Below are 16,415 nucleotides of genomic sequence, written 5' to 3' on the forward strand. Positions count from 1 at the left end.
AACCTGGAGAGCCTTTCTTGAGCCAGGAATACACTGAAGACAAAGAAGTCACATTGACAAAGTTAAGCAGCGGGCGCCGACTTCTGGAGGCGTTGCTGATTCTTATTGTCCTGTTTGCCGTCTGGTTGATGGCAGCCTTATTAAGCTTTAACCCTTCGGACCCCAGCTGGTCGCAAACGGCCTGGCATGAGCCTATCCATAATTTAGGCGGGACGCCTGGCGCGTGGCTGGCAGATACGCTGTTCTTCATTTTTGGCGTGATGGCTTACACCATCCCGGTCATTATTGTTGGCGGCTGTTGGTTTGCCTGGCGTCATCAGTCCAGCGATGAGTACGTTGACTATTTCGCCGTTTCGCTAAGAATTATTGGCGTGCTGGCGCTTATCCTTACGTCCTGTGGCCTTGCGGCAATCAACGCGGACGACATCTGGTATTTTGCCTCCGGTGGTGTAATCGGTAGTTTATTAAGCACTACGCTGCAGCCGCTGTTGCACAGCAGTGGTGGGACCATTGCGCTGCTCTGTGTTTGGGCGGCTGGCCTGACGCTGTTTACCGGCTGGTCCTGGGTGACCATTGCCGAAAAACTGGGGGGCTGGATTTTAAACATCCTCACTTTCGCCAGTAACCGCACTCGTCGTGATGATACCTGGGTTGATGAAGAAGAGTATGAAGACGACGAAGAGTATGAAGACGAAAAAAACGGCAAACAGCATGAATCGCGCCGTGCTCGTATTCTTCGTGGCGCGTTAGCGCGTCGTAAACGTCTGGCGGAAAAATTCATCAATCCGATGGGGCGGCAAACAGACGCTGCATTGTTCTCCGGTAAGCGGATGGATGATGAAGACGACATTACCTACACTGCGCGCGGCGTAGCCGCTGATCCTGATGATGTCCTCTTTTCGGGCAACCGTGCAACGCAGCCAGAATATGACGAATACGATCCATTATTAAACGGTGCACCAATTACCGAACCTGTTGCTGCGGCAGCTGCTGCTACCACGGCGACGCAAAGCTGGACAGCTCCGGTTAAACCTGTTACTCAGACGCCGCCTGTTGCGTCGGTTGATGTTCCACCTGCTCAACCTGCTGTTGCCTGGCAGCCTGCGCCAAGGCCGCAAACGGGCGATTCGGTCATTGCCCCAGCGCCGGAAGGTTATCCGCAACAACCTGTGCAGTCACAGCAGCCATATTATGCGCCTGCTGCGGAACAACCTGTTCAACAACCATATTACGCACCAGTGCCTGAACAGCCGGTTCAGCAGCCGTATTATGCGCCTGTTGCGGATCAACCTGTTCAACAACCATATTATGCACCAGTGCCTGAACAACCAGTGGCTGATAACGCGTGGCAAGCCGAGGGGACACAATCCACTTTTGCGGCGCAGTCTACATACCAGCCTGAGCAAACCTACCAGCAGCCAGCCGTTCAGGAGACGTTGCGTCAACAGCCGCAACCGGTTGAACAGCCGCCTGTTGTAGAACCTGAACCGGTTGTTGAAGAAACAAAACCTGCGCGTCCGCCGCTTTACTACTTTGAAGAAGTTGAAGAGAAGCGTGCGCGCGAACGTGAGCAGCTCGCCGCTTGGTATCAGCCTATTCCTGAACCAGTTAAAGAACCTGAGCCTGTTAGACCTGTTCAGTCAGCTAAATCTGTTCAGTCATCGCCGACTGCTGCCGCAGTCCCTCCGGTAGAAGCCGTGGCTGGTGTTTCGCCGCTGGCATCGGGCGTGAAGAAAGCGACTCTGGCGACGGGGGCCGCAGCAACGGTTGCTGCACCTGTTTTTAGCCTGGCAAATAGCGGTGGACCTCGACCACAAGTGAAAGAGGGGATAGGCCCGCAGTTGCCACGACCAAAGCGTATTCGTGTTCCGACTCGTCGTGAACTGGCATCGTATGGCATTAAACTACCTTCACAACGAGCCGCCGAAGAGAAAGCTCGCGAAGCGCAGCGCAATCAATACGATTCTGGCGATCAGTATAACGATGATGAAATCGATGCGATGCAGCAAGATGAGTTGGCACGTCAGTTTGCCCAGGCACAGCAGCAACGCTATGGTGAACAGTATCAGCATGATGCGCCAGTTAACCCTGAAGATGAAGATGCAGCGGCGGAGGCTGAACTGGCTCGTCAGTTTGCCCAGACTCAGCAGCAACGTTATTCCGGTGAACAACCTGCGGGAGCAAATCCATTCTCGCTGAATGATTTTGAATTTTCACCGATGAAAGCGTTGGTGGATGATGGCCCACACGAGCCACTGTTTACGCCCATTGTTGAACCACAGCAACCGGTAGCGCCGCAGCAGCAGTATCAGCAGCCACAGCAACCGGTAGCGCCGCAGCAGCAGTATCAGCAGCCGCAACGACCGGTGGCACCGCAGCCGCAGTATCAACAGCCGCAGCAGCCAGTAGCGCCGCAGCCGCAATATCAGCAGCCGCAGCAACCGGTAGCGCCGCAGCCGCAATATCAGCAGCCGCAGCAACCGGTAGCGCCACAGCCGCAATATCAGCAGCCGCAGCAACCGGTAGCACCACAGCCGCAGGATACCCTGCTTCATCCGTTGTTAATGCGCAACGGTGATAGCCGTCCGTTGCATAAACCAACGACGCCACTACCCTCGCTGGATTTGCTGACACCACCGCCAAGCGAAGTTGAGCCAGTAGATACCTTTGCGCTTGAGCAAATGGCGCGTCTGGTAGAAGCACGGCTGGCCGATTTCCGCATTAAAGCTGATGTGGTCAATTATTCACCAGGACCTGTAATCACCCGTTTTGAGTTGAACCTGGCGCCGGGCGTAAAAGCCGCACGTATTTCTAACCTGTCACGCGACCTTGCCCGTTCATTGTCGACCGTGGCGGTGCGTGTGGTTGAAGTCATTCCTGGTAAACCTTACGTAGGTCTGGAGTTGCCGAACAAAAAACGACAAACCGTTTATCTGCGCGAAGTGCTGGATAACGCGAAGTTCCGTGATAACCCATCGCCGCTGACGATTGTTTTAGGTAAAGATATCGCAGGCGATCCGGTCGTAGCCGATCTGGCTAAAATGCCTCACTTGCTGGTTGCGGGGACCACTGGTTCCGGTAAGTCGGTGGGTGTAAACGCCATGATCCTGAGCATGCTCTATAAAGCGCAGCCGGAAGATGTTCGTTTCATTATGATCGACCCGAAAATGCTGGAGCTTTCGGTTTATGAAGGCATCCCGCATCTGTTAACGGAAGTCGTAACAGACATGAAAGATGCTGCCAACGCTCTGCGCTGGTGCGTAAATGAAATGGAACGCCGTTATAAGCTGATGTCGGCACTGGGAGTGCGTAATCTTGCGGGGTATAACGAAAAAATTGCTGAAGCGGACCGAATGATGCGTCCGATTCCAGACCCGTACTGGAAGCCAGGTGACAGTATGGATGCCCAGCATCCAGTGCTGAAAAAAGAGCCGTACATTGTAGTGCTGGTGGATGAATTTGCCGACCTGATGATGACGGTAGGTAAAAAAGTGGAAGAGTTGATTGCGCGTCTGGCGCAAAAAGCCCGTGCCGCAGGTATTCACCTCGTGCTGGCAACGCAGCGCCCTTCGGTGGATGTTATTACGGGGCTGATTAAAGCGAACATTCCAACCCGTATCGCCTTTACCGTATCCAGCAAGATCGACTCACGTACCATTCTTGATCAGGCTGGCGCGGAATCACTGCTTGGTATGGGGGATATGCTTTACTCCGGGCCGAACTCAACCATGCCGGTACGTGTCCATGGTGCTTTTGTTCGCGATCAGGAAGTTCATGCCGTGGTGCAGGACTGGAAAGCGCGTGGTCGTCCGCAGTATGTAGATGGCATCACCTCCGACAGCGAAAGCGAAGGCGGAGCTGGTGGTTTCGACGGTGCTGAAGAACTGGATCCGCTGTTCGATCAGGCGGTGGCGTTTGTCACTGAAAAACGCAAAGCGTCTATTTCTGGTGTTCAGCGTCAGTTCCGCATTGGTTACAACCGTGCTGCACGCATTGTTGAACAGATGGAAGCGCAAGGGATCGTCAGCGAACAGGGTCACAACGGTAATCGTGAAGTACTGGCTCCGCCACCGTTTGACTAATTAGTGCATCGTAGGCCGGATAAGACGCGATAGCGTCGCATCCGGCACTCTATCAACTGAAAATTCAGTATTTTCTTCTTTCCTCAAGCTGATTATTAGCCTGGAATAGAGAGTAGAGGGAACTCCCGATCGGGAGTGACGTAATTTGAGGAACAATGATGAAAAAAATTGCCATCACCTGTGCATTACTCTCAAGTTTAGTGGCGTCCAGTGTTTGGGCTGATGCCGCAAGCGATCTGAAAAGCCGTCTGGATAAAGTCAGCAGCTTCCACGCCAGCTTCACACAAAAAGTGACTGACGGTAGCGGCGCAGCGGTGCAGGAAGGTCAGGGCGATCTGTGGGTGAAACGTCCAAACTTATTCAACTGGCATATGACGCAACCTGATGAAAGCATTCTGGTTTCTGATGGTAAAACACTGTGGTTCTATAACCCGTTCGTTGAGCAAGCTACGGCAACCTGGCTGAAAGATGCCACCGGGAATACGCCATTTATGCTGATCGCACGTAACCAGTCCAGCGACTGGCAGCAGTACAACATCAAACAGAACGGCGATGATTTTGTCCTGACGCCGAAAGCCAGCAATGGCAATCTGAAGCAGTTCACTATTAACGTGGGCCGTGATGGCACCATCCATCAATTCAGCGCGGTGGAACAGGACAATCAACGCAGCAGTTATCAGCTGAAATCCCAGCAAAACGGTGCTGTGGATGCAGCGAAATTTACCTTTACCCCGCCGCAAGGCGTAACGGTAGATGATCAACGTAAGTAGAGGCACCTGAGTGAGCAATCTGTCGCTCGATTTTTCGGATAATACTTTTCAACCTCTGGCCGCACGTATGCGGCCAGAAAATTTAGCACAGTATATTGGCCAGCAACATTTGCTGGCTGCGGGGAAGCCGTTGCCGCGCGCTATCGAAGCCGGACATCTGCATTCCATGATCCTCTGGGGGCCGCCAGGTACCGGTAAAACTACCCTTGCCGAAGTGATCGCCCGCTATGCAAATGCTGATGTGGAACGTATTTCTGCTGTCACTTCTGGCGTGAAAGAAATTCGCGAAGCGATAGAGCGCGCGCGGCAAAACCGCAATGCCGGTCGCCGTACCATTTTGTTTGTCGATGAAGTGCATCGCTTTAATAAAAGCCAACAGGATGCGTTTCTGCCACACATTGAAGATGGCACCATCACGTTTATTGGTGCAACCACTGAAAACCCGTCGTTTGAGCTTAATTCGGCGCTGCTTTCCCGTGCTCGTGTCTATTTGCTCAAATCCCTGACCACCGAGGATATAGAGCAAGTACTGACTCAGGCGATGGAAGACAAAACCCGCGGCTACGGTGGGCAGGATATTGTTCTGCCAGATGAAACACGCCGCGCGATTGCTGAACTGGTGAATGGCGACGCGCGCCGGGCGTTAAATACGCTGGAAATGATGGCGGATATGGCCGAAGTCGATGACAGCGGCAAACGTGTCCTGAAGCCTGAGTTACTCACCGAAATTGCTGGTGAGCGTAGCGCTCGTTTTGATAACAAAGGTGATCGCTTTTACGATCTGATTTCCGCGCTGCATAAATCGGTACGCGGTAGCGCACCTGATGCGGCGCTGTACTGGTATGCGCGGATTATTACTGCGGGCGGTGATCCGTTATATGTCGCACGTCGCTGCCTGGCGATTGCTTCAGAAGATATCGGTAATGCCGATCCGCGGGCAATGCAGGTGGCGATTGCTGCCTGGGATTGCTTTACCCGCGTAGGTCCGGCAGAAGGTGAACGCGCCATTGCCCAGGCGATTGTTTATCTCGCGTGTGCGCCAAAAAGTAACGCTGTCTACACCGCGTTTAAAGCCGCGTTAGCTGATGCCCGTGAACGTCCGGATTATGACGTGCCGGTACACCTGCGTAATGCGCCAACCAAACTGATGAAGGAAATGGGCTACGGGCAGGAATATCGTTACGCCCACGATGAAGCAAACGCTTATGCTGCCGGTGAGGTTTACTTCCCGCCGGAAATAGCACAAACGCGCTATTATTTCCCGACAAACAGAGGCCTTGAAGGCAAGATTGGCGAAAAGCTCGCCTGGCTGGCTGAACAGGATCAAAATAGCCCCATAAAACGCTACCGTTAATGTTATCGTTGCGGTAATGTTGTTACTGTATCCCTGTGGTCGCAGGCTGTGGCCACATCTCCCATTTAATTCGATAAGCACAGGATAAGCATGCTCGATCCCAATCTGCTGCGTAATGAGCCAGACGCAGTCGCTGAAAAACTGGCACGCCGGGGCTTTAAGCTGGATGTAGATAAGCTGGGCGCTCTTGAAGAGCGTCGTAAAGTATTGCAGGTCAAAACGGAAAACCTGCAAGCAGAGCGTAACTCTCGATCGAAATCCATCGGCCAGGCGAAAGCGCGCGGGGAAGATATCGAGCCTTTACGTCTGGAAGTGAACAAACTGGGCGAAGAGCTGGATGCAGCAAAAGCCGAGCTGGATGCTTTACAGGCTGAAATTCGCGATATCGCGCTGACAATCCCTAACCTGCCTGCAGATGAAGTGCCGGTTGGTAAAGATGAAAATGACAACGTTGAAGTCAGCCGCTGGGGTACCCCGCGTGAATTTGACTTCGAAGTTCGTGACCACGTGACGCTGGGTGAAATGCACTCCGGCCTCGACTTTGCGGCAGCGGTTAAGCTGACAGGTTCGCGCTTTGTGGTGATGAAAGGGCAGATCGCTCGCATGCACCGCGCACTGTCGCAGTTTATGCTGGACCTGCACACCGAGCAGCATGGCTATAGCGAAAACTATGTCCCGTACCTGGTTAACCAGGATACGCTGTACGGTACGGGTCAGTTGCCGAAGTTTGCTGGCGATCTGTTCCATACTCGTCCGCTGGAAGAAGAAGCTGATACCAGTAACTACGCGCTGATCCCAACTGCAGAAGTTCCGCTGACCAACCTGGTTCGCGGTGAAATCATCGATGAAGATGATCTGCCGATCAAAATGACCGCTCATACCCCATGCTTCCGTTCTGAAGCCGGTTCTTATGGTCGTGATACCCGTGGTCTGATTCGTATGCACCAGTTCGACAAAGTTGAAATGGTTCAGATCGTGCGTCCGGAAGATTCAATGGCGGCACTTGAAGAGATGACTGGTCATGCGGAAAAAGTCCTGCAACTGCTGGGCCTGCCGTACCGCAAAATCATCCTTTGCACTGGCGACATGGGCTTTGGCGCTTGCAAAACTTACGACCTGGAAGTATGGATCCCGGCGCAGAATACCTACCGCGAGATCTCTTCCTGCTCCAACGTCTGGGATTTCCAGGCGCGTCGTATGCAGGCACGTTGCCGCAGTAAGTCTGACAAGAAAACCCGTCTGGTTCATACCCTGAACGGTTCTGGTCTGGCTGTTGGTCGTACGCTGGTTGCGGTAATGGAAAACTATCAGCAGGCTGATGGTCGTATTGAAGTACCAGAAGTTCTGCGCCCGTATATGAACGGACTGGAATATATCGGCTAATATCCAACTATTCTGAATCTAAAAAGCGCCTGCGGGCGCTTTTTTTATCTCCCTTTGATACCAAACAATAATTATAGCTGACTTAAGCGCAATACTACTTTCGAGTGAAAATCTACCTATCCCGTTGATTTTCAAATTATTCGATGTATACAAACCTATATAGCGCGCCGCTATGAAAATAATTACACAAGACGGTTTGTTACTGGAATCAATCGTAAGCAAGCTTGAGTGAGCCATTATGAAAACGAAAATTCCTGATGCGGTATTGGCTGCTGAGGTGAGTCGCCGTGGTTTGGTAAAAACGACAGCGATCGGCGGCCTGGCGATGGCCAGCAGCGCGTTAACATTACCCTTTAGCCGGATTGCGCACGCTGCTAATAGTGTCGCTCCGGCAAATTCAGACGAAAAGGTGATATGGAGCGCCTGTACTGTTAACTGTGGCAGCCGCTGTCCACTGCGTATGCATGTAGTGGACGGCGAAATCAAATATGTCGAAACGGATAATACCGGGGATGACAATTACGAAGGACTGCACCAGGTGCGCGCGTGCCTGCGTGGGCGTTCTATGCGTCGCCGCGTTTACAATCCCGACCGCCTGAAATATCCGATGAAACGAGTAGGTGCTCGTGGCGAAGGTAAGTTTGAGCGTATTAGTTGGGAAGAAGCCTACGATATCATCGCCATGAATATGCAGCGCCTGATAAAAGAGTACGGTAACGAATCCATCTATCTGAACTATGGTACCGGTACGCTGGGCGGCACCATGACCCGTTCCTGGCCGCCGGGAAATACTCTGGTAGCGCGTTTGATGAACTGCTGCGGCGGTTATCTGAACCATTATGGTGACTACTCCTCGGCGCAAATAGCCGAAGGTTTGAACTATACCTATGGCGGCTGGGCCGATGGCAACAGTCCGTCAGATATCGAAAACAGTAAACTGGTGGTGCTGTTTGGTAACAACCCTGGCGAGACGCGTATGAGCGGCGGCGGGGTGACTTATTACCTGGAGCAGGCGCGGCAAAAATCAAATGCACGTATGATCATTATCGATCCGCGCTATACCGATACGGGCGCCGGACGCGAAGATGAATGGATCCCGATTCGTCCGGGAACAGATGCGGCACTGGTTAACGGTCTGGCGTATGTCATGATCACCGAAAACCTGGTTGATCAGGAATTCCTCGACAAATATTGTGTCGGCTACGACGAAAAAACGTTGCCTGCCAGCGCGCCGAAAAATGGTCACTACAAAGCGTATATTCTGGGTGATGGGCCAGACGGTGTTGCCAAAACACCGGAATGGGCCTCGCAAATTACCGGTATCCCGGCAGATAAAATCATCAAACTTGCTCGTGAAATCGGTAGCACCAAACCGGCATTTATCAGCCAGGGGTGGGGGCCGCAGCGCCATGCCAACGGTGAAATCGCCACGCGTGCCATTTCGATGCTGGCAATCCTCACCGGGAACGTCGGTATTAACGGTGGTAACAGCGGTGCGCGAGAAGGTTCATACAGCTTACCGTTTGTGCGGATGCCTACCCTGGAAAACCCGATTCAGACCAGCATTTCCATGTTTATGTGGACCGATGCCATTGAACGTGGCCCGGAAATGACGGCACTGCGTGACGGTGTGCGCGGGAAAGATAAGCTGGATGTTCCGATCAAGATGATCTGGAACTATGCCGGTAACTGCCTGATTAACCAGCATTCGGAAATCAACCGTACCCATGAAATCCTCCAGGATGATAAGAAGTGTGAGCTGATTGTGGTTATCGACTGCCACATGACCTCATCGGCGAAATATGCTGACATCCTGCTGCCGGACTGCACTGCCTCCGAACAGATGGACTTTGCGCTGGATGCATCCTGCGGGAATATGTCTTACGTGATTTTTAACGATCAGGTGATTAAACCGCGCTTTGAATGTAAGACTATCTACGAGATGACCAGCGAACTGGCAAAACGTCTTGGCGTCGAGCAGCAGTTTACTGAAGGTCGTACCCAGGAAGAGTGGATGCGTCACCTGTATGCCCAGTCGCGCGAAGCGATTCCGGAACTGCCAACCTTTGAAGAGTTCCGCAAACAAGGGATCTTTAAAAAGCGCGATCCGCAAGGGCATCACGTCGCTTACAAAGCCTTCCGTGAAGATCCGCAGGCAAATCCACTGACCACGCCATCGGGCAAAATTGAGATCTATTCACAGGCGCTGGCTGACATTGCCGCCACCTGGGAATTGCCGGAAGGCGATGTGATCGATCCGCTGCCGATCTATACACCGGGCTTTGAAAGTTATCAGGATCCGCTCAACAAACAGTATCCGCTGCAGCTTACGGGGTTCCATTACAAATCTCGTGTTCACTCGACTTACGGTAACGTAGACGTGCTGAAAGCAGCTTGCCGTCAGGAAATGTGGATCAACCCACTTGATGCGCAAAAACGTGGTATCAGCAACGGCGATAAGGTGCGGATCTTTAACGATCGTGGTGAAGTCCATATTGAGGCGAAAGTGACGCCACGAATGATGCCGGGCGTGGTCGCATTGGGCGAAGGTGCCTGGTATGACCCGGATGCGAAACGTGTCGATAAGGGCGGTTGTATTAACGTACTGACCACTCAACGTCCGTCTCCTCTTGCCAAGGGGAATCCATCACATACGAACCTTGTTCAGGTTGAAAAGGTGTAAGGAGTAACCGATGACAACCCAGTATGGATTTTTTATTGATTCCAGCCGTTGCACCGGTTGCAAAACCTGCGAGCTGGCCTGTAAAGACTACAAAGATCTGACGCCGGAAGTTAGTTTCCGCCGCATTTATGAATACGCTGGTGGAGACTGGCAGGAAGATAACGGCGTCTGGCATCAAAACGTATTTGCCTACTATTTGTCGATTTCATGCAACCACTGCGAAGATCCGGCTTGTACCAAAGTCTGCCCAAGCGGTGCGATGCATAAACGTGAAGATGGTTTTGTCGTTGTCGATGAAGATGTGTGTATTGGCTGTCGTTACTGCCATATGGCCTGCCCGTATGGTGCACCGCAGTACAACGCAACCAAAGGTCATATGACCAAATGTGATGGTTGCTATGACCGCGTCGCAGAAGGTAAAAAACCGATCTGCGTCGAATCTTGCCCGCTACGGGCGCTGGATTTCGGACCTATCGACGAGCTGCGTAAAAAACACGGCGATCTGGCGGCTGTTGCGCCGTTGCCGCGTGCGCACTTCACCAAACCGAATATTGTGATTAAACCTAACGCCAATAGCCGCCCAACCGGGGATACCACTGGCTATCTGGCAAACCCGAAGGAGGTGTGAGATGGGAAGTGGATGGCATGAATGGCCGCTGATGATCTTCACGGTCTTCGGGCAATGTGTGGCGGGCGGTTTTATCGTTCTGGCTTTGGCACTGCTCAAAGGTGACCTGCGAGCAGAAGCCCAGCAGCGTGTTATCGCCTGCATGTTTGGCTTATGGGTTCTGATGGGCATTGGGTTTATCGCCTCTATGCTCCATCTTGGCTCACCAATGCGCGCCTTTAACTCGCTTAACCGGGTAGGGGCTTCAGCTCTGAGTAACGAAATCGCCAGCGGTTCGATCTTTTTTGCCGTAGGCGGAATCGGCTGGTTGTTGGCGATGCTGAAAAAATTGTCACCGGCATTACGCACGCTTTGGCTGGTGGTGACGATGGTTCTCGGCGTGGTCTTTGTCTGGATGATGGTGCGTGTCTATAACAGCATCGATACCGTACCGACCTGGTACAGCATCTGGACGCCGATGGGCTTCTTCCTGACCATGTTTATGGGCGGACCGTTGCTGGGTTACCTGTTGCTGAGCCTGGCAGGCGTCGATGGATGGGCGATGCGTCTGTTGCCTGCAATTTCCGTGTTGGCACTGGTGGTGAGTGGTGTGATGTCAGTAATGCAGGGCGCAGAACTGGCTACCATTCATAGTTCAGTGCAACAGGCTGCCGCACTGGTGCCTGACTACGGTGCGCTGATGTCCTGGCGGATTGTGCTTTTGGCCGTGGCACTGTGCTTGTGGATTGCACCGCAGGTGAAAGGCTTTCAGCCTGCGGTGCCTCTGCTTTCCGTATCATTCATCCTGCTTCTTGCAGGGGAATTAATCGGCCGCGGGGTATTCTACGGTTTGCATATGACCGTTGGCATGGCCGTTGCCAGTTAAGGTGTAATAACCGGGGTTTCGGCCCCGGTTATCTCTTATTTCTGTTTCGTTAACGTGTCATAACTGGTCATCAAATTACGATAATCAGGAATGTGGTTAGAGAACAACGTCGCCAGCCCCTCAATATCGTTACGCCAGTCGCGGTGCAGCTCACAAGCCACGCCGAACCATGTCATCAATTGAGCGCCAGCTTGTGACATACGATCCCACGCTGAATGCCGGGTAATCTCGTTAAAGGTTCCAGAAGCGTCGGTTACCACAAAGACATCAAACCCTTCTTCAATAGCCGAAAGCGCCGGGAATGCTACGCAAACCTCGGTTACCACCCCTGCAATAATCAGTTGTTTTTTACCTGTCGCTTTAACTGCTTTGACAAAATCTTCGTTATCCCAGGCGTTAATATTTCCAGGACGCGCAATATAAGGCGCATCCGGAAACTGTGCTTTCAGCTCGGGGACTAATGGGCCGTTTGGGCCGGTTTCAAAACTGGTGGTGAGAATGGTGGGGAGATTGAAATATTTTGCTAAGTCACCCAGCGCCAGCACGTTATTTTTGAATTTGTCGGGGTCAATATCCCGCACAAGGGAAAGCAAACCAGCCTGGTGATCAACTAACAAAACAGCAGCATCATTTTTATCGAGACGAACATACGGTTTGGTCATTCTCTTCTCCTTTCGAGAGTCAGTGATACGCCTGAAAGCGTTCAGGCGCGATGCGTTGCCTTGAAAGCATAGACGGGAAATCTTAGTTTGCTGTGACCATGAAATTTTTCGACTGAACGAAGCGCATGATGTTTGTGTTAGATCAATAAAAACAAGTAGATGAGATTAATTGTCTTTTTATTATTAGTGTTATGAATGAGTAATATCAATCGATAATACAGCCGCTGCGTTATGGGGGTATTTTACCCCATTGACAATGTTTTTAGCGGTGGCATGATGCGCATAAAATTTGAACTTCCTCACGGTTTTTATCCATGTCCACGTATACCCGGCCTGTCATGCTTTTGCTGTCTGGCCTGCTTTTGTTGACCTTAGCGATCGCAGTGTTAAATACACTCGTGCCGCTATGGCTCGCCCAGGAGCACTTGCCCACATGGCAGGTCGGCGTCGTCAGTTCGTCCTATTTTACCGGCAATCTGGTGGGGACTTTACTGACAGGGTATGTCATTAAACGTTTTGGATTTAATCGTAGCTATTACATGGCCTCGTTTATTTTTGCGGCGGGCTGTGCCGGGCTTGGCCTGATGATTGGTTTCTGGAGCTGGTTAACCTGGCGTTTTGTCGCAGGCGTTGGTTGCGCCATGATTTGGGTTGTGGTCGAAAGTGCGCTGATGTGCAGCGGGACCTCACGTAATCGTGGACGACTACTTGCCGCTTATATGATGGTCTATTACGTGGGGACGTTTCTGGGCCAGTTGCTGGTCAGCAAAGTGTCGACTGAGCTGATGGCCGTGTTACCGTGGGCAACGGGTTTGATACTGGCAGGCATCTTACCGTTGTTGTTTACTCGTATTCTGAATCAGCAAACGGAAAAACATCCGGCTACGCCGATTACATCAATGCTTAAACTCCGCCAGGCACGGCTTGGGGTCAATGGCTGCATTATCTCCGGGATTGTCCTGGGCTCTCTGTATGGTCTGATGCCATTATATCTTAACCATCAGGGGATCAATAACGCTAGCATCGGTTTCTGGATGGCTGTACTGGTCAGCGCAGGAATCCTTGGGCAGTGGCCTATTGGGCGTCTGGCGGATAAATTTGGTCGTCTACTGGTACTGCGCGTTCAGGTTTTTGTTGTCATTCTTGGTAGTATTGCAATGTTAAGCCAGGCTGCGATGGCGCCTTCATTGTTTATTCTCGGTGCTGCGGGGTTCACGCTGTATCCAGTAGCGATGGCTTGGGCTTGTGAGAAGGTTGAACATCATCAACTGGTGGCGATGAATCAGGCTTTACTGTTGAGTTATACAGTCGGTAGTCTGCTTGGTCCGTCTTTTACCGCCATACTGATGCAGAATTTTTCCGATAAACTGTTATTTATTATGATTGCCAGTGTGTCATTTATCTACTTGTTGATGCTGCTGCGTAACGCCGGACATACACCAAAACCTGTCGCTCATGTGTAAATGAATTAGTGCAGAGTGTGAACATACTGTATCGCACTCTGTTTTTTTTGTTTCCTCTATACAACTTGCTTTTACCAAATTTCATTTATGGAAAAATAAATTGTGCAGCAGGTTATAATTTTTCATTCCGCTATTTTCGTACTTCTTATTAGCCGCGCATAATCCCTCGTTTTACAGATATCTATTAAAAAAATAGCGAAGGATCGAACTATGGCTGGGAACGTTCAGGAAAAACAGTTGCGCTGGTACAACATTGCACTGATGTCTTTTATTACGGTTTGGGGATTTGGCAATGTTGTTAATAATTATGCCAACCAGGGGTTGGTCGTTGTGTTTTCATGGCTGTTTATATTTGCGCTCTATTTTACACCATATGCATTGATTGTCGGTCAGTTGGGGTCGACTTTTAAAGATGGGAAAGGCGGAGTCAGTACCTGGATTAAACACACAATGGGCCCCGGATTGGCTTATCTTGCCGCGTGGACCTATTGGGTGGTGCATATACCCTATCTGGCACAAAAACCACAGGCCATTCTGATTGCGCTCGGCTGGGCGATGAAAGGTGACGGTTCGTTAATCAAAGAATATTCAGTCGTAGCGTTACAGGGGTTAACGCTGGTGCTGTTTGTCTTCTTTATGTGGATCGCTTCACGTGGTATGAAATCGCTGAAAATCGTCGGTTCTGTGGCAGGGATTGCGATGTTTATCATGTCGCTCCTGTATGTGGCGATGGCAGTAACCGCGCCTGCGATTACTGAAGTGCATATTGCGACCACGAACATTACCTGGGAAACGTTCATTCCCCATATCGATTTTACCTACATTACCACTATTTCAATGCTGGTTTTCGCGGTTGGTGGTGCAGAGAAAATTTCTCCCTACGTTAATCAGACGCGCAACCCAGGAAAAGAATTTCCAAAAGGGATGCTATGCCTGGCGATGATGGTTGCAGTTTGTGCCATTCTGGGCTCTCTCGCAATGGGGATGATGTTTGACTCGCGTAATATTCCTGATGACTTAATGACTAACGGTCAGTATTACGCTTTTCAGAAGCTGGGCGAGTATTACAACATGGGGAATACCCTAATGGTGATTTACGCCATTGCAAATACCCTGGGACAAGTCGCTGCTCTGGTGTTCTCCATCGATGCTCCTCTGAAAGTGTTATTAGGTGATGCGGATAGTAAATATATTCCTGCCAGATTGTGCCGGACCAATGATTCAGGTACACCGGTTAATGGTTATCTACTGACCCTGGTGCTGGTGGCGATTCTGATTATGCTGCCAACACTGGGTATTGGTGACATGAATAATCTCTACAAATGGCTGCTCAATTTGAACTCAGTCGTGATGCCACTGCGTTATTTGTGGGTGTTCGTGGCGTTTATTGCAGTAGTTCGCCTGGCGCAGAAATATAAGCCGGAATATGTCTTTATTCGTAATAAGTCTCTGGCGATGACTGTCGGGATTTGGTGTTTTGCCTTTACTGCTTTTGCCTGTTTGACGGGGATCTTCCCGAAAATGGAAGCCTTCACTGCAGAGTGGACCTTCCAGCTAGCGCTGAATATCGCTACACCATTTGTGCTGGTGGGGATGGGGTTGATATTCCCGCTATTGACTCGTAAAGCGAATAAGAACTAATCATTGTGGTTAGTTCTGCAGAATGAAGCGCGGAATAACAAAGCGGCAACTCAATAAAGTTGCCGCTTTACGGGGAAATTAGAACATTACTTTATGACCATATTGCTCAAGAATACCTTTCACGCGTTCCATGGTCTCTTTCTTCGGTGGTTTAACACCATCAAGTTTGTATTCTTCACCCATCGCCACCCATTTGTGTTTGCCCAGCTCGTGGTAGGGGAGAAGCTCGATTTTCTCAACGTTGCCCATATCACGGGTAAATTCACCGAGGCGATGCGCTGAATCGTCATCGTCAGACCAGCCTGGGACAACAACGTAGCGGATCCAGACCTTCACATTTTTGTTCGCCAGATATTTGGCGAACTCCAGCGTACGATGATTGGAAACGCCGACCAGATTCTGGTGGATCTCGTCGTTCATCTGTTTGAGATCGAGCATTACCAGATCGGTCACTTCCAGCAGTTCATCAATCACTGGATCGTAACGACGAACAAAGCCGTTGGTATCCAGACAGGTATGAATGCCTTCTTTTTTGCAGGCGCGGAACCAGTCACGAACAAATTCAGCTTGCAGGATTGCTTCACCGCCGGATGCGGTAACGCCACCGCCTGAAGCATTCATAAAGTGGCGATAGGTCACCACCTCTTTCATTAAATCTTCAACGGTAACTTCTTTGCCGCCATGCGTGTCCCAGGTGTCGCGGTTATGGCAATACAGGCAGCGCATCAGGCAGCCCTGGAAAAAGGTGATAAAGCGAATACCCGGGCCGTCTACGGTTCCACAGGATTCAAAGGAGTGAATGCGACCAATAACTGACTTGGTAGCCCCCGCCGTAGCGGTATTTTCTGTTGTATTACAATTAGTTAAATTACTCATATCGCTTC

Annotated in this window: 11 protein-coding genes; 9 read left to right on the forward strand and 2 right to left on the reverse strand. The window is 51.0% G+C overall.

All coding sequences use genetic code 11. The features are described from left to right. Window positions 1–17: 17 nt before the first annotated feature. From ftsK to dmsC, 7 genes are all read left to right on the forward strand, one after another. Window positions 18–4,082, forward strand: coding sequence for a DNA translocase FtsK (ftsK, locus tag D9734_RS03010; RefSeq protein ID WP_130205285.1), 4,065 nt, complete (start codon window positions 18–20; stop codon window positions 4,080–4,082). A 158-nt stretch (window positions 4,083–4,240) separates the two neighbouring features. Next, entirely contained in the window at window positions 4,241–4,852 is a 612-nt protein-coding gene (gene lolA / locus D9734_RS03015; protein WP_089623815.1) for an outer membrane lipoprotein chaperone LolA, read from the forward strand. A gap of 10 nt (window positions 4,853–4,862) precedes the next feature. Then, the gene (rarA, locus tag D9734_RS03020; protein WP_130205287.1) at window positions 4,863–6,206 is read left to right on the forward strand and encodes a replication-associated recombination protein RarA; all 1,344 of its coding nucleotides are present in this window, start codon (window positions 4,863–4,865) and stop codon (window positions 6,204–6,206) included. A 90-nt stretch (window positions 6,207–6,296) separates the two neighbouring features. Further along, window positions 6,297–7,589: a serine--tRNA ligase gene (gene serS, locus D9734_RS03025; RefSeq protein ID WP_000886683.1), complete on the forward strand. Its 1,293-nt coding sequence runs from the start codon at window positions 6,297–6,299 to the stop codon at window positions 7,587–7,589. Between the two features lie 238 nt (window positions 7,590–7,827). Continuing rightward, the gene (gene dmsA, locus D9734_RS03030) at window positions 7,828–10,272 is read left to right on the forward strand and encodes a dimethylsulfoxide reductase subunit A (RefSeq protein ID WP_130205289.1); all 2,445 of its coding nucleotides are present in this window, start codon (window positions 7,828–7,830) and stop codon (window positions 10,270–10,272) included. 10 nt (window positions 10,273–10,282) lie between these two features. After that, complete coding sequence (gene dmsB / locus D9734_RS03035) at window positions 10,283–10,900, forward strand: dimethylsulfoxide reductase iron-sulfur subunit DmsB (RefSeq protein WP_000213094.1); 618 nt, start codon at window positions 10,283–10,285, stop codon at window positions 10,898–10,900. 1 nt (window position 10,901) lies between these two features. Continuing rightward, entirely contained in the window at window positions 10,902–11,765 is an 864-nt protein-coding gene (gene dmsC, locus D9734_RS03040; RefSeq protein ID WP_130205291.1) for a dimethyl sulfoxide reductase anchor subunit DmsC, read from the forward strand. Window positions 11,766–11,800: 35 nt separating this feature from the next. On the opposite strand, the gene ycaC is transcribed toward dmsC, so the two are convergent. Then, window positions 11,801–12,427 carry an isochorismate family cysteine hydrolase YcaC gene (ycaC, locus tag D9734_RS03045; RefSeq protein ID WP_012133028.1) on the reverse strand — a complete coding sequence of 209 codons (627 nt, stop codon included), beginning with the start codon at window positions 12,425–12,427 and terminating at the stop codon, window positions 11,801–11,803. Between the two features lie 314 nt (window positions 12,428–12,741). Here ycaC and D9734_RS03050 point away from each other — a divergent pair, with 314 nt between their 5' ends. Both D9734_RS03050 and D9734_RS03055 read left to right on the forward strand, forming a co-directional pair. After that, window positions 12,742–13,890, forward strand: coding sequence for an MFS transporter (locus tag D9734_RS03050; RefSeq protein ID WP_130205293.1), 1,149 nt, complete (start codon window positions 12,742–12,744; stop codon window positions 13,888–13,890). A 210-nt stretch (window positions 13,891–14,100) separates the two neighbouring features. Further along, window positions 14,101–15,531: an amino acid permease gene (locus tag D9734_RS03055; RefSeq protein WP_130205295.1), complete on the forward strand. Its 1,431-nt coding sequence runs from the start codon at window positions 14,101–14,103 to the stop codon at window positions 15,529–15,531. A gap of 78 nt (window positions 15,532–15,609) precedes the next feature. On the opposite strand, the gene pflA is transcribed toward D9734_RS03055, so the two are convergent. Then, entirely contained in the window at window positions 15,610–16,407 is a 798-nt protein-coding gene (pflA, locus tag D9734_RS03060; protein ID WP_000067979.1) for a pyruvate formate lyase 1-activating protein, read from the reverse strand. Window positions 16,408–16,415 lie beyond the last annotated feature (8 nt).

This window comes from Escherichia sp. E14S1, from assembly GCF_004211995.1.
Lineage (GTDB): Bacteria > Pseudomonadota > Gammaproteobacteria > Enterobacterales > Enterobacteriaceae > Escherichia.